The organism is Curtobacterium sp. NPDC098951 (genome assembly GCF_044759965.1).
In the GTDB taxonomy this organism is placed as follows: Bacteria; Actinomycetota; Actinomycetes; order Actinomycetales; family Microbacteriaceae; genus Curtobacterium.
The window spans coordinates 493,966-514,309 of the sequence record NZ_JBIWAG010000001.1 but is presented as its reverse complement, the minus strand read 5'-3'; the positions used below and the strand labels follow the sequence as shown (position 1 = coordinate 514,309).

Sequence of the window (20,344 nt, the reverse complement as noted above, 5' to 3'; positions counted from 1 at the left end):
ACAGCGGCCGGGCACCCGCCGACAGCGGCCGGGCACCCGCCGACAGCAGGTCGGTACGGCCGCCCCTGGTGGTCCCGTGCGGTTGCGGATCGCGGTGGTCGGCGACACCCTGCTCGACGTCGACGTCTCCGGGACCAGCGAACGGCTCAGCCCGGACGCACCGGTGCCCGTCGTCGACGTCCGCACGGACGACCGACGCGCCGGCGGCGCCGGCCTCGTCGCGACGATGCTCGCCCGGGACGGACACGACGTCACCCTCGTCACGGTGCTGAGCGACGACGGCCCGGCCGACGAGATCCGGTCCTTGCTGCCCGACGTCACCGTGGTCGCCGGGCCGTCCGGCGCGCCCACCCCGGTGAAGACCCGCGTCCGCGTCGTCGACCACGCCCTCGTGCGGATCGACGAGGGGTGCGCCACCCCGCCGGTGCCACATGCCACGCCGGAGATGCTGGCCGCGCTCGACACCGTGGACGCCGTGGTCGTCGCCGACTACGGCCGCGGTGTCGCCGCCGCGCCGGCCCTGCGCACCGCGATCGCCCGCACCGCCGAGCGTGTCCCCGTGGTGTGGGACCCGCACCCCCGGGGCGCCCAGCCCGTGGCCGGGATCGCCGTGGCGACGCCGAACCAGGCCGAAGCGCGCGGCTTCACCGACGTCGGCGGACAGGGCGTCCCGTTCGCGACCGAAGCGGCAGAAGCGTTGGTCACGCGCTGGGGCGTCGACGCCGTGGCGGTGACGCTCGGTGACCGGGGCGCCCTCGTCGCGGACGGTCGGTCCGGCAACCGCTTCGTCCCCGCCCCGTCCGTGACGGCCGGCGACCCCTGCGGTGCCGGCGATCGACTCGCTGCGAGCGTCGCCGTGGCGCTCGCGTCCGGGTCCGACGTCACCGACGCCGTCGCAGCCGGGGTCGACGCCGCCTCCGAGTACCTCGCCGCCGGAGGGGTGACCGCACTCCTCGCGGACGAGGGCCCCGCACCCGTGCGCGTCCCCGGAGCCGACCGCGACGCGATGCGCGTCGTGCACGACGTCCGGAGTGCCGGGGGGACGGTGGTCGCGACCGGTGGCTGCTTCGACCTGCTGCACGCCGGCCACGCCCGCACCCTCTCCGCCGCCCGCGCGCTCGGCGACTGCCTGGTCGTCTGCCTGAACTCGGACGACTCGGTCCGGGCGCTCAAGGGTCCCGAACGACCGATCATGACCCAGGACGACCGCGTCGAACTCCTGCTCGCGCTGGACTGCGTCGACGCCGTCGTGGTGTTCGACGAGCAGACACCCGACGAGGCCCTCCGACGCTTCCGGCCCGACGTGTGGGCGAAGGGCGGCGACTACACCGCGAGCGAGCTGCCCGAGACGGCCACCCTCGCCGAGTGGGGTGGCCGCGTCGTCACGGTCCCGTTCCACCCCGGCCGCTCGACGACCCGCCTCGCGGCCGCGCTCGAGCACGTCGGCTGAGCCTCGACGTCCCACGACGCTCGCGCGCGGACCGCGCGCGAGCACCACCACCACGGAAGGAAATCCATGCCCGTCCCCACCACCCCCATCGGCCGCGTCCTCGTCACCGGCGGCGCCTCCGGCCTCGGAGCCGCCGTCGTCGCCGCGGTCACCGAGGCCGGCGGTACCCCGATCGTCCTCGACCTGCGGGTCGACGCCGTCCCGGAGGGCACCGACGCGGTCGCGGTCGACGTCACCGACACCGAGGCGACCGAGCGTGCCGTGCGCGACGCGGCCGAGCGGCACGGCGGTCTCGACGCGGTCGTCACCGCGGCCGGGATCGACAAGCCCGCGCCGATCGGCGGCATCTCCTCCGGGGACTGGGAGCGCATCGTCGCCGTCAACCTGCTCGGCACCGCAGCGGTCGTGCGTTCGGCGCTGCCGGCGCTCGAGGCCTCGCACGGCCGGGTCGTGACGATCTCGTCCTCGCTCGCCCTGCGCGGGGTCGGGGACGGCACCGCCTACTCGGCGTCGAAGTTCGGTGTCCGCGGGTTCTCGCAGGCGCTCGCCGCCGAGACCGGCGGCAGCGTCGGCGTGACGAACGTCATCCCCGCCGGGATGCGCACGAACTTCTTCGCGGACCGCACCGAGCAGTACAAGCCCGGTCCGGACGCGCAGCTCATCGAGCCCGAGTACGTGGCGAACGCGATCCTGTTCGCGCTGTCGCAGCCGGCCGGCTGCGAGATCCGCGAGATGTCGATCATGCCGGCGACGGAGCCGAGCTGGCCGTAGACCGCACCGAATGCGTGACGGGAGGCGCGGTGCGGGCTCGCACCGCGCCTCCCGTCACGTGGTGCGGAGCAGGTCCTCGACGTCGGCCAGGACCGCCTGCGGATCGACCTCGTCGACGTACGACGGGTCGTGCGCGCAGCGCTCGGCCGTCCACCCGACCTGCGTGACGTCGATGCCGCAGACCGGGCACCGCGTCACGTAGGCGAGGTGCACGCGGTGCCGGCCGCGGTCGAACGGACCGGCGTTCACGACGTTCCCGAACCAGAACACCCCGACCGTCGGCGTCCCGACGGCGACCGCGAGGTGTCGCGGGCCGGAGTCGTTCCCGACCACGACGTCGGCGGCGGCGAGCACCGCGGGCAGCTCGGTCAGCGGGAGCGATCCGGTCACGTCGTGCAGCCGGCCCACGACCTCGTCCGGCAGCGCCGCCCGGATCGCGCGGGCCGCGGGGACGTCGGTCGCGTCGCCCACCAGGACCACGTCGTCGCCGGCACGGAGCCGGGCCAGGGCGACGGCGGCGAAGCGCTCCGGGCTCCACCGTCGACGCGGGTCGGTGGCGCCCGGGTGGATCGCGACGAGCCGGTCGGTCACCCCGAGTCCGTCGCGGACCGCCAGGCGTTCCTCGTCGGTGACGCGGACGCGAGGATCGAGCACCACCGGTGCTGCACCGGCGAGCGAGACGACCTCGAGCGCCCGCAGGACCTCGTGCTGGTAGTAGACGTAGCGGACCCAGCGGTCCAGCACCTCGGCGTCCTCGGTGGCGGTGCCGACCGTGTGCCGGGCGCCGAGGCGGAGCAGGAACGGGTTCGAGTTCCGGCCGCCGCCGTGCAGCTGCACGGCCAGGTCGAAGCGGCCGACGGTCCGCGCCTCGAAGGCCTCGACGGTCGGGGCACCGGCACCGGCACCGGCACCGGCCTCCCAGACGCCCGGCACGACCGGGAGCTCCTCGAACGCGTGCACGGCGTCGGTCCGACCGCGCAGGACCGCCGGTGCGATCGGCGTGCCGAGCAGGGTGACCCGCGCCGCCGGGTAGGCCGCCGCGAGGGCCTCGATCGCAGGGACGGCGAACATGAGGTCGCCGAGTCCACCGCCCCGGAGCACCGCGATCTCGCGGACGTCGTCGAAGGGTTCTCCACCGTTGCCGATCAGTTGCACCCGTCCCGTCTACCGACCGTGCGCCGCCCGGGCGTCCAGCAGCGACGCCGGATGGACGAGAAACGCGATGCCGTGGACGTGCCCAGCACCGCGCGAGGAGCGTCGGACGCCCGGCAGCCCCTCGGAAGGACACCATGACGATCGCACCCCCCGCCACCGACGACATCGTCGTGGCCGACCCGACCACCGGGGCCCTCGCCAGCTCCGTGCGGCGCGCCACCGAGGACGAGGTCCGGGAAGCAGTCGCGCGTGCCCGCGCGGCTGCACCGGCCTGGGCTCGCACCGCGCCTGCGGGACGCGGAGCCCTGCTCCACCGCGCGGCCGAGCACGTCCGTGCGCACGCACAGGAGTTGGCGGACCTCAACACCCGCGAGACCGGCAAGGTCCCCGGCGACGCGATCGGCGGGGTCGAAGCGGGCATCGGGACCCTCGTGCAGTACGCCGAGCTCGGACCCGTGCACCGCGGCGAGGCCCTGCGCGGTGCGTTCGGCGCTGCCGACTGGTCGGTGCCGCACCCGCGTGGCGTCGTGCTCGCACTCACTCCCTGGAACGACCCGGTCGCCGTCGCGTGCGGGATCCTCGGCGCCGCGATCGTCACCGGCAACACGGTCGTGCACAAGGGCAGCGAGCGCTCCCCCGCGACGATCGCCCGCCTGAACGCCCTGCTCGCCGAGGTCCTGCCGGACGGCGTCCTCGTCGGGGTCGACGGCGACGCCGCCACCGGCGAGCTGCTCCTCGAACAGGACGGCATCGACGTCTACGCCCACGTCGGGTCGACCGCCACCGGCGACCGGCTCTCCGAGGCGGCCGTGCGGACCCGCGCCCACGTCGTGCGCGAGAACGGCGGGAACGACGCCGTGGTCGTGGACGGCGACGTCGACCCGGTGTGGGCCGCGGCCCAGGTCGCCCTCGGAGCCTTCGCCAACACCGGCCAGATCTGCACGAGCGTCGAGCGGGTCTACGTGCACCGCGCGGTCGCCGAGCCGTTCGTGACCGCACTCGTCGCCGAGGCCGAGCGGCGCACCTCGGCCCCGGCGGCGGAGTACGGGCCGCTCGTCGACGACCGGCTCCGGCGCACCGTGCAGTCGCACGTCGACGATGCCCTTCAGCGTGGTGCGTCGGCACGCACCGGCGGGACCACACCGGACGGCCCTGGCACCTTCTACCCCGCGACCGTGCTCACCGGTGTCACCGACGACATGCTCGTCATGACCGAGGAGACCTTCGGGCCGATCGCCCCCGTCCGCGTCGTCGAGGACTTCGACGAGGGCCTCCGGCTCGCCGCCGCCGACCGGTACGGGCTCGCCGCCACGGTGCTGACGAACGACACCGGGCGCGCCCTGCGCGCCGCGGCCGAGCTCCCCGTCGGCACCGTGAAGGTGAACGCCGTGTTCGGGGGCGCCCCGGGCGGCAGCGCCCAGCCCCGGGGGGCCTCGGGTGCCGGGTTCGGGTACGGCCCGCACCTGCTCGACGAGCTGACCACCACGACCGTCGTGCACCTCGAGGCGGCACCGCCCGCCGGGGGCGCACGGTGAGCGCGGACGTCCGGCTCGTCCGGGAGCTCGTCGCCGCGGTCGACGACCGCGAACCGCTCGTCGTCGTCATCGGCGACTGCATCCTCGACCGCTGGACCGTCGGCGAGGCGGAACGGGTCTCGCGCGAGGCACCGGCGCCGGTGGTCCGCGTCACCGGGACGGTCGCGGTCCCCGGCGGCGCGGCGAACACCGCCGTGAACGCCCGCGCGCTCGGCGCACGCGTCCGGATGGTCGGGCTGCTCGGCGACGACGAGGCCGGTGTCGTGCTCCGCGAACGCCTCGACGCCGCCGGGGTGGACACGTCCTGCATGGTCGTCGTCCCCGGCACCCGCACCACGACGAAGTCGCGCGTCGTCGGCGGCGACCGGGTCGTCGTCCGCGTGGACGAGATCGCCGCCGAGCCGACCGCCGAGCACGGTGTGCGTCTCGCCGGTGCCGTCGCCCGTGCGCTCCGGTGCGCGGACGCCGCGGTCGTCTGCGACTACGGCCTCGGCGTGGACCCGGCCGACGTGGTCCCGGTGCTCGACGCCGACCGTCCCGCCGCGGTCGTCGTCGACGCGCACGACCTCACCCGCTGGTCGGAGCTCCGACCCGACCTCGTCACGCCGAACGCCGGCGAGGCCGCGGCACTGCTCGATGCGTCGCTCGGGACCGGCAGCGACCGGGCCTCGGCGGTCGTGGACGCCCGGCAGGAGGTCCTCCGACGCACCGGCGCGCGCGCTGCCGTCGTCACGCTGGACCGCGACGGCACCGTCCTCGTCGAGGACGGCACCGCCGACGCCTTCCGCACGCGTGCCGTTCCGGCGTCCGAGCAGCAGGCGTCCGGTGCCGGCGACACCTTCTGCGCCGCCGTGACGGTCGCGCTCGCGGTGCGCGCACCGCTCCGCGACGCCGTGTCCGTCGCACAGGCCGCCGCGGACGTCGTCGTCCGTGAGGCGGGGACGTCCGTCTGCACCGCCGCGGCGCTCCTGGAGTCCGTGACGGCGCCGGCGGCCACGGTCGTCGACCACGAGGAGCTCGCCGCTGCGGTGACGGACGCGCGGGCGTCTGGTCGGCGGGTCGTGTTCACGAACGGCTGCTTCGACGTGGTGCACCGCGGACACACGACCTACCTCCGGCAGGCCCGCGACCTCGGCGACCTGCTCGTCGTCGCGCTCAACGACGACGACTCCGTCCGGCGGCTGAAGGGCCCGGAGCGTCCGATCAACCAGGCCGAGGACCGGGCGGGTGTCATCGCGGCGCTCGCGTGCGTCGACCTGGTGACCGTCTTCGCCACCGACACCCCGATCCCCCTGCTGGAACGGCTGCGGCCCGAGGTCTACGTCAAGGGCGGCGACTACTCCCCCGAGATGCTGCGGGAGACCGCGGTGGTGCGCGGCTACGGCGGCGAGGTCGTCATGGTCGACTACGTCCCGGAGCACTCCACGACGGCCGTGGTCCGACGGATCCGTGAGGCAGCCGCGGCGACCGAGGCAGCCGCGGCGACCGAGACGATCGCGCGCGAGGCGACGGCCGCCGACGGGTCGGACGGCGCCGCCTGACCGGTCGGGCGACGTCACACCACGGTAGGGGGTGGTCGAGACCCGCGGGGGATGGCAGCAGGCGCGCGGTTCCGTAACGTCGGGACCGTCGACGAGGTCCGTCGGCGGAGGGAGCCACCGTGTTCGACCAGATCACCCCGCTCGTCGTCGAGCTGGCGACCAGCCCGCTCGTCTTCGTCGTCCTGTTCGTGCTCTGCCTGGTGGACGGCTTCTTCCCGCCGGTGCCGAGCGAGACGGCCCTCGTCGCGGTCGCCGCCGTCGCCGCGACCTCCGGACAGCCGCTCCTCGCGGGGGTGCTCGTGGCCGCCGCGCTCGGCGCGGTCGCCGGGGACTCCGTCGCGTACTGGATCGGCCGTCGGATCGGACTGGACCGGCTCGCGCGATCCCGCCGCCCACGGATCGCCTCGGCGTTCGCCTTCGCCGAGCGGCAGATGCGACGGCGGTCCGCGAGCCTCGTCCTCGTCGGCCGGTACATCCCCGTGGGACGGGTCGCGGTGAACATGACCGCTGGCGCCACCCGGCTGCCGTACCGCCGTTTCCTCGCGATCAGCTCGATCGCCGGACTGGCGTGGTCGGCCACCTCGATCGGGATCGCCCTCGCGACGTCGAGCGTGCTGCACGAACCCGTCGTCGCCGCGCTCGTCTCGATGGTGGTCGCCGCCGGGCTCGGCATCGCCGTCGACCGCGTCCTCGGTAGAGTCGGCCGGAAGCGGGACGCCCGCGCCGCGGCCCGTGCGGCCGAGATGGACACGGCACCACCCGCCCCGCAGCTCGCCCACGCCGGAGGGACCGCTCGACCGTGACCGCCCACGTCCCACCCGTGACGCCCCGCCGACGCCGGCCGTGGTCGACGCGTCGGGAGTGGGCGACCTGGCCCGTGGTCGTCGCTCGGATCGTGCTCGTCGTGGTCGCCGCGACCCTGTTCGCGGTCGCGGCCCCCGTGACGGTGGCGGTGTACGACGTGCCCGTCCCCCTCGCACTGCTCGTCACCGCGGTCCTCTCGGTCTCGCTCGGGCTCGCCCCGGTCCTGCCGCGGACCTCCTCGGTGGCGCACCTCGCGGCGGTGGCGGCGCTCGGCCTCCTCACCGCCGGGTCGCCCGCCGGTCCGTGGCCGCTCCCGGTCACCGCGATCATCGGCGTCGGCGCGCTCCTGGTCGTGCTCGGCGTCCGGACCGACTGGCGGCTCACCGCAGCCGTCTGGACCGCGGCCACGGTGCTGACTCTCGCCCTCGTCGCGGTGGCACCCGGACGCTGGGAGCCGGCCGACGTCTGGGCCGCCACCTTCGTCGTCTCCGCGGGCAGCTCCCTGCTCCTCGCCGGCACGGCCGTGGCCGTCGGGCAGCGTCGGGCGGTCCGGGTCGAGCTCGCCGAGGCCCGTCGGGACGTCGAGCTCGAGCAGGCCCGACGCCGCTCGGTCGAGGAACGCTCCCGGATCGCCCGCGAGCTCCACGACGTCGTCGCGCACAGCATGTCGGTCGTGCACATGCAGGCCGAGTCGGCACCCTTCCGCGTGGCGGACCTGCCACCGGCCGCACGCGCCGAGTTCGCCGCGATCGCCGAGACCTCGCGGACCGCCCTGCGGGAGATGCGCCAGTTGCTCGGCACGCTCCGCGCCGACACCGCCGCCGAACGGGCTCCGCAACCCGGGCTCGACGACCTGCCCGCACTCGTCCGTGCCACGCAGGCCGCCGGGATCCCGGTCGCGCTCCAGCTCGACGAGGGGGCCTCCGGGGGCACGATCGACCCGCTGGCCCGACTCGCTGCCTACCGGGTCGTGCAGGAGGCCCTCGGGAACGTCGCGCGCCACGCCCCGGGTGCCGAGACCGCCGTGACCGTCGCGCGGCACGACGCGGTGCTCGCGGTCGAGGTCGTGAACGCGGCACCACCGCGGGACACCGTCGCGATCGTCCCGCCCGACGACGGCGGGTTCGGGCTCACCGGCATGCGGGAGCGCGTCGCGGCGCTCGGCGGGACGATCGACCACGGACCGCTGCCGTCCGGCGGCTTCCGCGTCCGGGTCACCCTGCCCTGCCACCCCGGCACCACCACCCTGCGTCCGCAGGCCGACCGAGGAGCCCGATGACGCGTGTGATGGTGGTCGACGACCAGCAGATGTTCCGCATGGGACTCGTGGCGATCCTCCAGGCCCAGGACGGCATCGAGGTCGTCGGCGAGGCCGCCGACGGCGCCGCAGCGGTCGTCGAGGCGCTGCGGCTCCGGCCGGACGTCGTCCTGATGGACGTGCGGATGCCCGCGCTCGACGGCATCGAGGCGACCCGCCGGATCACGGCCGCACCCGCGACCGAACCGGTCCGGGTCGTCATGCTGACGACCTTCGACATCGACGACTACGTGTTCGACGCCCTCCGCGCCGGTGCGAGCGGCTTCCTGCTCAAGGACGCCAGTGCCGACGAGCTCGTGCAGGCGGTCCGGACGGTGGCGGCCGGCGACTCGTTGCTCGCTCCGCGCGTGACCCGGCACCTCGTCGAGGCGTTCGTCGCGGGCCCGCTGCCGGTCGCGCCCCGGACCGAGGTGCTCGAGGTGCTCACGGAACGGGAGCGCGACGTGTTCCTGCTGCTCGCACGGGGCCGGTCGAACGGGGAGATCGCCGCGGAGCTCTTCATCGCCGAGCAGACCGTGAAGACGCACGTCGGACGGATCCTCGCGAAGCTGCAGCTGCGGGACCGCGTGCACGCGGTGGTGCTGGCGTACGAGACGGGCCTGGTGACGCCCGGCGGCTGACGCAGGGGCACGGCGCGCCCCGCCGGTCCGGCAGGGCGCGCCGTGGACGTCGTCCGTATCGGGTGCTAGCGGACCCGGACCTGCTTCGACGCCTGCTTGCCGGACTGCACGCCCGTGAAGGTGATCGTCGACTTGCCGGGCGTCGCCTTCCACTCCACCGTGGCGGTGCCGTCGATGACGTCGACCGTGCCGAGGTCGGTCGACCCGACCGCGACCCGCACCTGGCGGTCGCCGGCGAACCGCGAGCCCGTGAGCATCACGCGCTGGCCCGGACGCGGTGCCCCGACCGACAGGTCGACGCGGGCGCCGCGGGACAGCGCCGCGAGGTCCTCGTGCAGGTTCAGGCCGTCGCGGATCGTGAAGAACGTGTCCGTCTGGTCCGAGAGCCCGACGACGTTCGCGGCGCCGGGGCCGTACGCCGCGATGCGGACCTGCGTGCCGGTGTGCTGCTGCGAGCTGCCGGCGGCCGAGGTGCCGTACGAGACCTTCATCGTGGTGCCGTCGGCCGTGCGGAGCGCCGTGGAGAGCGAGGTCGGCGGCGTGTTGTCGACGATCTGGCTCGAGTGGGCGTGGTCCGCCGTGGCGATCACGAGCGTGTTGCCGTCCTTCTTGGCGAACGCGAGCGCCGCCTGCACGGCCTCGTCGAAGTCGATCGTCTCGCCGATCTGGCCGCACGCGTCGGCGGCGTGGTCCTGCTTGTCGATGCTCGCGCCCTCGACCTGCAGGAAGAAGCCCTTGCCGGACTTCGCGCGGTCACGGTTCAGCAGGTCGATCGACTTGTTCGTGAGCGACTGCAGCGAGAGCCCGGTCGACAGGCGTGCCGGGTTCGGCGTGCACTGCACGGGTGCCTGGTCGGCCCCGCCGACGGTCGCCGTGGTGGGGGCGTACCGGGTCGGGAAGTTCCCGGGGGTGAAGAGCCCGAGGAGCGGCTTCGACTGGTCGGCGCGACGGACGGCGGCGAGGCCGTCGGCGTCGGAGACCACCTGGTAGCCGCGCTGCTCGGCCTGGTCGAACAGGGTCGAACCCTGCCACTGCCCGGCCTTCGCGGTCTGCTGGAAGCTCGCCGAACCGCCGCCGAGGGTGAGGTCCGGTCGGGTGTTCAGCAGCTGCTCGCTGATCGACCCGAGGCCGCCGTTCTGCAGCGCGTCCGTGCCGCACGACGCGGTGTCGGGGCCGTAGCAGGAGCGGGCGCCGACGTGGGCGACCTGGACCGCCGGGGTGGCGTCCTGGATCTCGGCGGTGGACACGTCGCCGGTGCGCAGCCCGTTGGCCTTGGCGAGCTCGAGGAGCGTCTGCTGCTGCTTCCCGTCGACGTCGACCGAGATCGCGCCGTCGTACGTCTTCGTGCCCGTCGCCCACGCGCTGCCCGACGCCGCGGAGTCGGTCACGTAGTCGGGCTTGCCCTTGTCCGCGCCGTCCTTGACCACGGAGTACGTCGTGTACGACCCGGTGAGCGGCAGGGCGTCGAGGCCCGGCAGCCGGCCGGCCGCGCCGTACTGGTAGTTCCGGGCGATGGTGATCTCGGAGTCGCCCATGCCGTCGCCGATGAGCAGGATGACGTTCTTCGCGCCGGCGCGCTCGATCTCCTGCTGGACCGAGCGCGTCTGGTCGCCCTGGTGGCGCTGGGCGCCGCCGTGCTGGTCGAGCGCGAGCTGCCCGACCGCCTCGGCCGCGCCCGGCAGTGCCACGGCGCCGGCGATGAGCGCGGCGGAGAGTGCGAGCGCCGTCCGGCGGCGTCGCTCGGGAGTGTGCTGCATCGGTTGTTCCCCTCGTCTGTGCCCCCGAACGGGTGCCATCCGAGGATGGCTGTGCGTGGGTACAGGCGGGTGAACTGGCCCGGTCTGGTGGATGAACAGACGCGGTGACAGCGAGACGGGAGGTGCGGTGCCAGCTGGCACCGCGCCTCCCGTCAGTCGCGCCTACGCGGCGAGGTGCGCCTGCAGGAACCAGCGGTCCTTGGTCAGCCCGCGCTCGATCTCGATGACGACGTCCTGGCTGTTGAGGTCGACCTCGTCGAGGCCCTCGACCGCACGGCGGACCTGCAGCAGCGCGGCGTCGATCTCGGCGATCACCTCGGTGATGGTCACGTCGGAGTTCTGGAAGCCCTCGGAGAGCGGCGGGATCGTGGTGTTCGCGGCGACGGTGGCGATGCGCGAGTCGACGGGCAGGCCGAGTGCGACGATGCGCTCCGCGGCGAGGTCGGCCCACTCCTGCGCGTGTTCGACGATCGTGTCGAGCAGCTCGTGCACGCCGACGAAGTTGCGGCCACGGACGTGCCAGTGCGCCTGCTTGCCGTTGACGACGAGCGCCTCGAGGTCGATGACGACCGGGGCGAGGAACTGCGCCACACCGGCGGCGAGCTCCGGCGTGGTCGAGAACGGCGACGTGGTGCTGGTGCTGGTGGTGTCGGTCATGTCGTTTCCTCCTGCCTCGTGGTCCCACCCGAGTGGGGTGGGTCCGATGGTGACAACAGTGCCCGCTCCGCTCGTGCGCCACAAGGAAGCGAAGGCTGGCCTCGCCCCGTCAGCCGACGAGGGTGTCGAAGCCGGCCTCGTCCAGCTCGATCTGCACGACGGAGCGCGCCCGCTCGACCCAGGGGCTGTCGGCACAGCCGATCCAGACGGTCGTGCGCGGTTCGCAGTCGGCGACGCACCACTCGGCGGCCCACCCCGTGACCGCGCTCGCGAGGGCCTCGCCGTGGTCGGCGAAGACGAGGGACGCCACCGCCGAGGGGCGGGCGCTCCGGACCAGCCAGGTCACGGTGACGCGCGGGGGCGCCGGGAGGGTGTGCACCTGTTCCGGCAGGGCCGTCTCGACGAAGACCTGGCCGTACGCGTTGGCGGGCAGGTCCTCGAGCATGCGGGTGATCTCGGGCAGGTCGTCGACGCCACCGGCGAGGAGGATGCGTTCGCTGGGCTGTCGCCGGGTCCGTGCCATACGGCAACGGTAAGGGAAGCCTTACCTCATCACAAGGGCACCGACACGGTTCCGGCGAGACGCTCAGCCGGCACACCGAGTTCGTGGGCGAGGAACGTCCACATCCACGACAGCGCGACGGTGTTCGTCAGCCCGGGGACACCCTGCGCGATCTGCGTCGCCACCCCGTCGCTGTACGCGGCGAGCTTGAGCGCGACGACCTCGGCCGTCCCCTCCGGTGTGAACACCCGGGCGTCCGTGCCCCGGCGGACGACCCGCACGAGGCACGCCTCCCAGACGCGGATGCGTTCGGCGTACTCCGCGGCGACCTCGGGACGACGGACGACCGCGGTCCAGTAGTCCGACCAGATCCGCCAGTGCTGCCGGACCTGCTCGGTGTCGCCGAAGAGCGGCTCGACGAGCATGCGGATGCCGGCGACCGGGTCGGGTTCGGCGTCGACGGCGGCGACGATCGCCCCGTAGAAGCGCTCGGTCTCGAGCACGACGACCTCGTTGAGGATCTCCGCGACGCTGCCGAAGTGGTAGGTGACGGTCCCGACCGAGACGTCCGCCTCGGCGGCGATGTCGCGCAGGCCGGTGGCGCCGACACCGTTCCGGACGATCACGGCCCGCGCGGCCTCGACGATCATCGCGCGGCGGACCTCCGGGCGCTGTCGGACCCGGGCCGGTCCTGCGCCGCTCACGCCGAGGTCCTCGGGACGTCGTCGACGAAGGTCCGGTCGGCGACGGGGACCTCGGGGACGTCGGGGCCTCCGTCGCGTGCCCAGGCGCGCACGGTGTTCCGCACGTGGAAGGCGTCGGCGTCCGCGGTGACCTCGGACGCGGTCTCGATCCGTGCGGCCCACCCGGGCTGCTCCAACCCGATCGACCAACGGGACGTCGCGCTGGCGCTCGTCGGGTCGTCGGACCGGATCCGGTAGGTCTCGCGGGCGTCCTCGCTGAAGACGAGGCCGTCCGGGTACACGCGTCCGCCGCCGTACCCGGGGTCGACGTCGAGGGTCCACTCCCCCGTCTCGACGTCGTGCGTGACCGTGCGCTGCGGGAGCGCCTCGGTCGGCGCGACCCGTTCGATCGCGAGCGGTGTCGACCGCTCGGGCTGCTCGAACCGGACGCCGTCGTCGGCGCCACGCGTCCAGACGGGCAGCTCCAGGGTCGACGCCGCGGGGTCGAGCGTCACGGTCGGCGCGTCCGGGTGCGGCCAGACCCACGGCCAGTACGCCGTCGACACGGCGATCCGGAGCCGGTGCCCGGCGGCGAACCGGTGTCCGGTCGACACGAGGCGGACCGGCAGCGACGCGGGCACCCCGGGCTCGAGCGGGTCGTTCCGGTCCGCCCCGTCGCGCTTCGCGGCGTTCAGGACACCACGCGTGACGAGGGTCGACGAGCCGTCCGGGGCGACGTCGCACAGCCGGACCGTCAGCGTCGCCCGTGGTCGGTCGCTCGTGACCGCGAGGTGGACGAGGACGTTGCCGAGCACGTCGAGCGGTTCGTCGAGCGGCAGGTCGAAGCAGACCGAGCGGCCGTCCTCGGCGCGCTGGTCCGGCGGCAGGTCGGTGGCGTTCCCGAACGGGAAGAACCGGCCCGCGTCGGCGCCGGTGTGCTGCGGCGACCGCACGACGACCGGGCCGTCTGCTCCGCCGCGGAGCGCGGTCAACCCCACCCTGCGTGCCACGGTCGCGGTCGACGGCCACGCCTCGGCGCCGACCCACCGGCCGCGGCGCGACTCGTAGTACGTCGCGGGCGGCTCGCCCTCGTTGATCCAGGCACGGAGCGCTGGATCCGCTTCGACGCCGGTGTCGATCCCCCGCAGCCAGCGGTCCCACCACCGCAGGGTCTCCTGCAGGAAGCCGATCGACGGCCCGGGCGCGAGCCCCCGATCGGGGTACTGGTGCGACCACGGACCGACGATGCCCTTGACCGGGGCGTCCACGTTCGCCACGAGCCGGAGCACGGCGTCGCGGTACGGGTCCGCCCAACCGCCGACCGCGAGGACCGCGGCGCCGATGCCGTCGTAGTCCTCCGCAGCGCTGCCGTGCCGCCAGTAGTCGTCGCGCTCCTGGTGCGACAGCCACACCGGGGTCATCGGCCGGTTCCGATCGAGACGGTCACGCCACTGGTCGACCCAGCCGGAACCGACGACCTCGGGCCGCGGCGGGCGCGAGTTGAAGGCGAACATCGTCGCGCCCCACGCCGCCATGTCGATCCCGAGCACCGCACCGCCGACGTAGTGCACGTCGTTGTCGTACCGGTCGTCGGTGGAGCACACCGTCACGATCGCCTTGAGGGCCTCGGGGGCACGGGCGGCGAGCTGCAGCGCGTTGAACCCGCCCCACGAGATGCCGAACATGCCGACGGCACCCGTCGACCACTCCTGCTCGGCGAGCCAAGCGATCACGGCCTCGCCGTCGCGGAGCTCCTGTTCGCTGTACTCGTCGTCGAAGAACCCGTCCGACGAGCCGGTCCCGCGGATGTCCACCCGCACCGAGGCGTACCCGTGCTGGGCGTACCAGGGGTGCCGTTCCGAGTCGCGGGGCGCCGTCCAGTCGTCGAGCCGGTACGGCAGGTACTCGAGCAGCACCGGCACCGGACCGTCGGGCGACGACGGTGACCAGATCCGGGTGTGCAGCCGGACGCCGTCGGGCATCGGGATCCACTCGTCGCGGACGGTCACGCCTTCGGGCAGCACGGGGTCCACCCCGAGTGCGGTGGAGCCGGTCATGCGTCCTCCCAGTTCCGGGTCAGGTGTCCGTCGCCGCGGTCTGTCCAGCCCTCGGCGTGCCGCCAGCGTGGGACGCCGTCGCCGACGTCCGGCAGCACGGTGCTGCCGGGTTCCAGCGTCGCCGCGAGGAGCGTCGCCGTGTACGGGTGGTTCGGGCCGCCGAAGACGGCCTCGGTCGGGCCGATCTCGACGATGCGACCGCCGGTCATCACGGCGACGCGGTCGGCGACGCCGCGCACGACGGCGAGGTCGTGGCTGATGAACAGGCAGCTGAGCCCGCGCGAACGCTGCAGCTCGGCGAGGAGCGCGAGGATCCCGGCCTGCACCTGCACGTCGAGTGCCGTCGTGATCTCGTCGGCGATGACGAGGCGCGGCTCGGCGGCCAGCGCCCGGGCGATGCCGACGCGCTGGCGCTGCCCGCCGGACAGTTGCGCGGGCAGGCGGTCGGCGAACGCCGGCCCCAGCCCGACCTGCGTGAGCAGTTCGCCGACCCGCTCCGCCGACGAGGAGCCGGTGAAGAGCTTGAGCGGGCGGGCGATCGCCGCGCCGACGGTCCGCCGGGGGTTGAGCGACGTGTCCGCGTTCTGGAAGACGAGCTGCACGGCACGGCGGAGCTCCGGGGAGCGTCCGGCGACGGGCTCGCGGAGGTCGCCCGACACGGTGCCGTCGTCGAACGCGAACGTGCCGGACTCGGCGGGCACCAGGCCCGCGAGGGCCGTCGCGAGCGTCGACTTGCCGCTCCCGGACTCGCCGACGACGGCGAGCGTCTCGCGCGGCGCGATCGTGAAGGACACCCCGTCGACGGCGGCGGGCAGGCCGCTCGCGTAGCGGACGACCAGGTCCTCGGCGGTCACCACGGGGCGGACGAGCGGTTCGGGAGGAACGGTGCGGCCGGCCCTGGAGGCGACCGTCGACGAGACGGTCGCCGTCTCGGGCGCCTGGTCCGTCCCTCCCGGCCGTCGCCCGTCCGGCACCGCGGCCAGCAGGGCGCGCGTGTACTCGTGCTGCGGCGCGGCGAAGAGGGCCGCCGTGGCGGCGTGCTCGACGACCTCGCCGTCGCGCATCACCGCGATCTCGTCCGCCATCGCCGACACGACGCCGAGGTCGTGGCTGACGAGCAGGACGGCCATGCCGAGCTCGCGCCCGAGGTCGGCGACGAGGTCGAGGACGGCCGCCTGGGTGACGACGTCGAGCGCCGTGGTGGGTTCGTCGAGGACGAGCACCCGGGGCCGCGCGGCGACCGCCATCGCGATCGCGACACGCTGCTGCTGGCCGCCGGAGAGCTGGTGCGGGTACCGGCGGACGATCGTCTCCGGCGACGGCAGTCGGACGAGCCGGACGAGCTCGAGCACGCGCTCGGGGCCGTCGGGCTCGCCGTGGGCGCGCAGGGCCTCGCGGATCTGCTCGCCGACGCGCATCGACGGGGTGAGGGCCTGACCGGCGTTCTGCGCGACCACCGAGGCGGTACCGCCCCGGAGCGACCGTCGACCGGCCGGCGACAGGGCGAACACGTCGTCGCCGGCGACCCGCACGGAGCCGCGCTCGATCCGCGACCCGGCGCGGAGGTGCGCGAGGAGGGTGCGGGCCACGGTGGACTTGCCGCTGCCGGACTCCCCGACGAGGCCGAGGGTCCGACCGGCCGCGATCGTGAAGGACACACCACGGACGACCGGGACGAGTCGTCGGCCGGCGGCGTACGAGACGGCGAGGTCGGTGACCCGGACGATCGGGTCCGTGCCCGCTCCGGTCGCCCGGGCGGCGACGTCCGGGGCGGTGGTCTGGTCGGTGTGCGTCATGCGCTGACCCCCTGCGTGGCACGGTCGACACCGAGGGACTTCGCCAGTCCGTCGGCAGCGAGGTTGAGCCCGATCACGAGGGTCGCGAGCGCGACGATCGGGGCGAGCGTGCCGAGCGGCACGACCGTCAGGGCGGTGCGGTTCTCCTGCACCATGAGCCCCCAGTCCGGCGTCGGCGGGTTCGCACCGAAGCCGAGGAAGGACAGCGAGGCGACGAGCAGGACGATCCAGGAGGCGCGCATCGCGTACTCGACGAGGACAACGTCGAGCACGTTCGGCAGGATCTCGCGGAACACGATGGACAGGGCGCGCTCCCCGCGGGCGCGGGCGGCGGTGACGTAGTCCTGCGTGATCACGGTCCGTGCCGCGCCGCGGACGACACGGGTGACGGCCGGCGCGTAGACCACGGTCACGGCGAGGACGATGACCCAGAGGCCGGCGTCGAAGACCGTGACGACGACGAGGAGCGCGAGGATCGACGGCACGCTGAGGAGCGCGTCGACGACCCGCATCACGACCTCGTCGAACCAGTTGTCGGCGTACGCGGTGACGCACCCGAGGACGGTGCCGATCGCCACGGCGATGGTCGTCGCGAGGAAGGTGACGAGCAGCGCGTACCGACCGCCGTTGAGGGTCCGCGAGAGGATGTCGCGGCCGTACTGGTCGGTGCCGAGCCAGTTCGTCCAGGTCGGACCGGCGAGCACGTCGGCGGAGTTCGTCGCGACCGGGTCGTGCCCGGCGATGAGCGGTGCGAGGACCGCGAGCACGAGGTGCAGCGCGATGAGGCCCAGGCCGATGCTCAGCGCGGTCGAGCCGCGCAGGGGGGCGACGGCGGCGCCGATGACGGTCCGGGTGCGCGGGGCGATGGCGGTCATGCTGCTGCCTTCCGGGCGGAGCGCGTGCCGCGCGACCCGGCGCGGGTCCGGGTGCGCGTCCGACGCTGTCGGGTGCGGAGCTTCGGGTCGAGCGCGAGCGCCGTGAGGTCGGCCGCCAGGTTGCACACGACGTAGACGACGGCGCTGAGGAGTGCGATCGCCTCGATCGTCGGCAGGTCGCGGTTGAAGACGGACTCGAGCATGAGCTTGCCCATGCCGGGGTAGTTGAAGACGTTCTCGACGACGACCACCCCGCCGAGGAGCCAGGCGACGTTGAGCGCCACGACGTTGAGCGTGGGCAGCAGCGCGCTCGGGACCGCGTGCTTCCAGACCACCCGCCGCATGGTGAGGCCCTTCAGCTCGGCGGTCGTGACGAACTCGGACGCCATCACGTCGATCGTCGAGGACCGTGCGGTCCGGACGATGTAGGCCGCCATCGCCAGGGTGAGCACGATGATCGGCAGCCAGATGGTCGGCAGCAGCTCGGCCACCGTGGCGTCGCTCCCCCGCAGCACGACCGCGGGGAACAGCGGCAGCCCGATCGCGAACAGCAGCACGAGCACGGTGGCGACCATGAACTCCGGCACGCTCATCACGACGAGGCTGACGATCGAGATGACCCGGTCGGACGCGCGGCCGCGGCGGACCCCCGCGACGACCCCGAGCGTGAGCGACAGGGTGACGCCGACGAGCATCGCGGGGACGGCGATGAGCATGCTGTTCCGGAACGCGGTGAAGAGGGTCGGCGCGACGGGTTCCCCGCTCACGAGCGAGGTGCCGAAGTCGCCGTGCACCGCGCCGCCGAGCCACTCGAGGTACCGGAGCCAGACGTTCTGGTCGAGCCCGAGCGACTCCCGGAGCTGCTTGACCGCGTCCGGTGTGGCGTTCTGGCCGAGCAGCTGCTGCGCGACGTCGCCGGGCAACGCCTGCACGGCGAGGAACACGAACAGCGACGCGAGCACGACCGTCAGGACGGCGATGCCGAGGCGGCGGAGGACGGGGACGAGGACGTCCGACGGCGCGGTGCGCCGGGGTGTGGGGGTCATCGGCGCAGTCCGATCCGGAGGTAGTCGAACTCGAAGCCGTACTCCGAGTAGTTCACGACGTCGCGGGACAGCCCGACCAGGCGGTCGCCGAACATCGGGGTCATGTCCGCACCGTCCTCGACCACGAGCCGCTGGGCGTCCTGGTAGAGGGTCAGGCGTTTCGCGTCGTCCATCTCGGCACGGGCGTCGTCGAGCAGCCCGTCGAACCGCTCGTTCGACCATGCGCTCTCGTTGTACGACGAGCCGGACCGGAAGATCTGGTTGAGGAGCTGGTCGATCGGACGGCCCGTGAACCAGTAGCTCACCATGAGCGGCTTCTGCATCCAGATCTGCGTGTAGTACGAGTCCGAGCTGGCGTTCTGCACGGTCAGGCGGATGCCCGCGTCCGCGACGGCGTCGCGGTAGGCGACCGCCATCGGGGTGAACACCGACTCGTAGCTCGACGTGTAGATCGACGTACGGAGGTCCGACCGGCCGGCGGCCTTGAGCAGCGCCTTCGCCTTGTCCGGGTCGTACTCGCGGTGGTCGTCCACGAACGCGGCGAGCTGCGGCGGCACCGGGTTGTCCCAGCCGGGCGAGCCGGTGCCCTGCAGGGCGGTGTCCACGATCGTGCGGGGGTCGTACGCGAGCTTCATCGCCTGCCGGACCCGCGGGTCGCGGAACTCCTCGGAGGTGGCGAGCATCGGGATCGTGTACCACTGCGCGTTCTTCGAGCGGGCGATGGTCGCGCGGTCGGAGGCGGCGACGACCCGAGCCGTCGCGAAGTCGAGGTTCGTCTGCGAGATGAGGTCGATCTGCCCGGCGAGCAGCGCGTTCACCCGGGCGGTGGTGTCCTGGATCGAGAAGAAGTCGATCCCGTCGAGCGCGGGGCGACCGGCGAAGTGGTCGTCGAAGGCCTCGACGCTGCCGGCGCCCGCCGGGGTGAAGGACGACAGCCGGAACGGCCCCGTCCCGATGCCGGTCCGGCCGATGTCCGTGATCGCGTTCGCCGGCACGATGTAGCACTGGTAGGCGGTGAGGAGCGACGGGAACTCGGCGTTCGGCTTCGTGAGCGCGAACCGCAGCGTGTAGGGGTCCACGGCGGTCATGGAGCGCGCGTCCATCACCTCGCCGAGCACCCCGGCCTGCGGGCTGCCGGTCTTCTCGTCGAGGATGTGCCGGATGCTCGCGATCGCGTCGTCCGCGGTGCAGCGCGACCCGTCGTGGAAGCGCACGCCCCGGCGGAGGCGGAAGGTCCACTCGGTGCCGTCCTGGTTCGCCGACCACTCCTCGGCGAGGTCGGGCACGGTCCGGCCCTGCTGGTCGAGCTTGACGAGCCGGTTGTAGAGCGCGCCGAGGTACTCGTACGCCGACAGGGAGCTCGCCGAGTCGAGGGTCTCGGCGGCCGACGCGGCGGGTCGGGCGATCCGGAGCCGACCGCCGCGCCGGGCGGTCCCGGTGGCGGCGGCCTCGGGCAGGTCGGTGGTGCCGGCCGAGGCGCCGGAGCTGCACCCGGTGAGCGTCAGCAGGCCGAGGCCGGCGAGTCCGGCGGCGCCGGTGAGGACCGCGCGACGGCTCGGGCCGCGGGCGTTCCGGGGTTCGTGGACGATGGGTGGCATTCGGGGTGACCCCTCCTGGTAATCGTTCCGGTGAACGATAGAGGGCGGATCGCCTGCGGCCAAGCCCGTCATCGGGACCGCACGGCACGCCGGACAGCCCCGGATCCGCGGGCTGCGGGCGATCGAGCGGTCCCGTGCGGCCCCGCCACGGGCGCGGGAACGTTTACCAAGCCGTTACA

The 20,344-nt window shown here is 73.8% G+C and carries 17 protein-coding genes; 7 read left to right on the top strand and 10 right to left on the bottom strand.

The window, feature by feature from the left end; all coding sequences use genetic code 11:
* The first annotated feature begins 82 nt into the window (after positions 1-82).
* Together ACIQUC_RS02455 and ACIQUC_RS02450 are read left to right on the top strand one after the other, a co-directional pair.
* Positions 83-1,450 carry a PfkB family carbohydrate kinase gene (locus ACIQUC_RS02455; RefSeq protein ID WP_402263800.1) on the top strand — a complete coding sequence of 456 codons (1,368 nt, stop codon included), beginning with the start codon at positions 83-85 and terminating at the stop codon, positions 1,448-1,450.
* 66 nt (positions 1,451-1,516) lie between these two features.
* Positions 1,517-2,221 (top strand): SDR family oxidoreductase, encoded by a 705-nt coding sequence (locus ACIQUC_RS02450; RefSeq protein WP_402262847.1) that lies wholly within the window; start codon positions 1,517-1,519, stop codon positions 2,219-2,221.
* 54 nt (positions 2,222-2,275) lie between these two features.
* Here the strand turns inward: ACIQUC_RS02450 and ACIQUC_RS02445 are convergent, their stop codons facing one another.
* Entirely contained in the window at positions 2,276-3,376 is a 1,101-nt protein-coding gene (locus ACIQUC_RS02445; protein ID WP_402262844.1) for a glycosyltransferase family 9 protein, read from the bottom strand.
* 134 nt (positions 3,377-3,510) lie between these two features.
* On the opposite strand from ACIQUC_RS02445, the gene ACIQUC_RS02440 reads away from it, so the two are divergent.
* The 5 genes from ACIQUC_RS02440 to ACIQUC_RS02420 all read left to right on the top strand — a co-directional run bounded on the left by ACIQUC_RS02440 (position 3,511) and on the right by ACIQUC_RS02420 (position 9,194).
* Positions 3,511-4,911: an aldehyde dehydrogenase family protein gene (locus ACIQUC_RS02440; protein WP_402262841.1), complete on the top strand. Its 1,401-nt coding sequence runs from the start codon at positions 3,511-3,513 to the stop codon at positions 4,909-4,911.
* The gene (gene rfaE2, locus ACIQUC_RS02435; RefSeq protein ID WP_402262838.1) at positions 4,908-6,452 is read left to right on the top strand and encodes a D-glycero-beta-D-manno-heptose 1-phosphate adenylyltransferase; all 1,545 of its coding nucleotides are present in this window, start codon (positions 4,908-4,910) and stop codon (positions 6,450-6,452) included. Before ACIQUC_RS02440 ends, rfaE2 begins: the two co-directional genes overlap by 4 nt.
* Positions 6,453-6,571: 119 nt before the next feature.
* The gene (locus ACIQUC_RS02430) at positions 6,572-7,255 is read left to right on the top strand and encodes a DedA family protein (protein WP_022905808.1); all 684 of its coding nucleotides are present in this window, start codon (positions 6,572-6,574) and stop codon (positions 7,253-7,255) included.
* Positions 7,252-8,535 carry a sensor histidine kinase gene (locus tag ACIQUC_RS02425; protein ID WP_402262834.1) on the top strand — a complete coding sequence of 428 codons (1,284 nt, stop codon included), beginning with the start codon at positions 7,252-7,254 and terminating at the stop codon, positions 8,533-8,535. The genes ACIQUC_RS02430 and ACIQUC_RS02425 overlap by 4 nt, the downstream gene beginning before the upstream one ends.
* Positions 8,532-9,194 carry a response regulator transcription factor gene (locus tag ACIQUC_RS02420; RefSeq protein ID WP_022905806.1) on the top strand — a complete coding sequence of 221 codons (663 nt, stop codon included), beginning with the start codon at positions 8,532-8,534 and terminating at the stop codon, positions 9,192-9,194. The genes ACIQUC_RS02425 and ACIQUC_RS02420 overlap by 4 nt, the downstream gene beginning before the upstream one ends.
* A gap of 65 nt (positions 9,195-9,259) precedes the next feature.
* Here the strand turns inward: ACIQUC_RS02420 and phoA are convergent, their stop codons facing one another.
* From phoA to ACIQUC_RS02375, 9 genes are all read right to left on the bottom strand, one after another.
* The gene (gene phoA / locus ACIQUC_RS02415; protein WP_402262831.1) at positions 9,260-10,951 is read right to left on the bottom strand and encodes an alkaline phosphatase; all 1,692 of its coding nucleotides are present in this window, start codon (positions 10,949-10,951) and stop codon (positions 9,260-9,262) included.
* Positions 10,952-11,113: 162 nt separating this feature from the next.
* Complete coding sequence (locus ACIQUC_RS02410) at positions 11,114-11,608, bottom strand: Dps family protein (RefSeq protein WP_022905804.1); 495 nt, start codon at positions 11,606-11,608, stop codon at positions 11,114-11,116.
* Between the two features lie 109 nt (positions 11,609-11,717).
* Positions 11,718-12,131, bottom strand: a complete 414-nt coding sequence (locus ACIQUC_RS02405) for an SIP domain-containing protein (RefSeq protein WP_022905803.1) — start codon at positions 12,129-12,131, stop codon at positions 11,718-11,720.
* A gap of 29 nt (positions 12,132-12,160) precedes the next feature.
* Positions 12,161-12,814 carry a TetR/AcrR family transcriptional regulator gene (locus tag ACIQUC_RS02400; protein WP_402262827.1) on the bottom strand — a complete coding sequence of 218 codons (654 nt, stop codon included), beginning with the start codon at positions 12,812-12,814 and terminating at the stop codon, positions 12,161-12,163.
* Complete coding sequence (locus ACIQUC_RS02395; RefSeq protein WP_402262825.1) at positions 12,811-14,850, bottom strand: CocE/NonD family hydrolase; 2,040 nt, start codon at positions 14,848-14,850, stop codon at positions 12,811-12,813. The genes ACIQUC_RS02400 and ACIQUC_RS02395 overlap by 4 nt, the downstream gene beginning before the upstream one ends.
* Positions 14,847-16,646: a dipeptide ABC transporter ATP-binding protein gene (locus tag ACIQUC_RS02390; protein ID WP_402262822.1), complete on the bottom strand. Its 1,800-nt coding sequence runs from the start codon at positions 16,644-16,646 to the stop codon at positions 14,847-14,849. Before ACIQUC_RS02390 ends, ACIQUC_RS02395 begins: the two co-directional genes overlap by 4 nt.
* The gene (locus ACIQUC_RS02385; RefSeq protein ID WP_022905800.1) at positions 16,643-17,521 is read right to left on the bottom strand and encodes an ABC transporter permease; all 879 of its coding nucleotides are present in this window, start codon (positions 17,519-17,521) and stop codon (positions 16,643-16,645) included. Before ACIQUC_RS02385 ends, ACIQUC_RS02390 begins: the two co-directional genes overlap by 4 nt.
* On the bottom strand, positions 17,518-18,567 hold the full coding sequence (locus ACIQUC_RS02380; protein ID WP_402262818.1) for an ABC transporter permease: 1,050 nt from the start codon (positions 18,565-18,567) through the stop codon (positions 17,518-17,520). Before ACIQUC_RS02380 ends, ACIQUC_RS02385 begins: the two co-directional genes overlap by 4 nt.
* Positions 18,564-20,165, bottom strand: coding sequence for an ABC transporter substrate-binding protein (locus tag ACIQUC_RS02375; protein WP_402262816.1), 1,602 nt, complete (start codon positions 20,163-20,165; stop codon positions 18,564-18,566). Before ACIQUC_RS02375 ends, ACIQUC_RS02380 begins: the two co-directional genes overlap by 4 nt.
* Between the last annotated feature and the right edge of the window lie 179 nt (positions 20,166-20,344).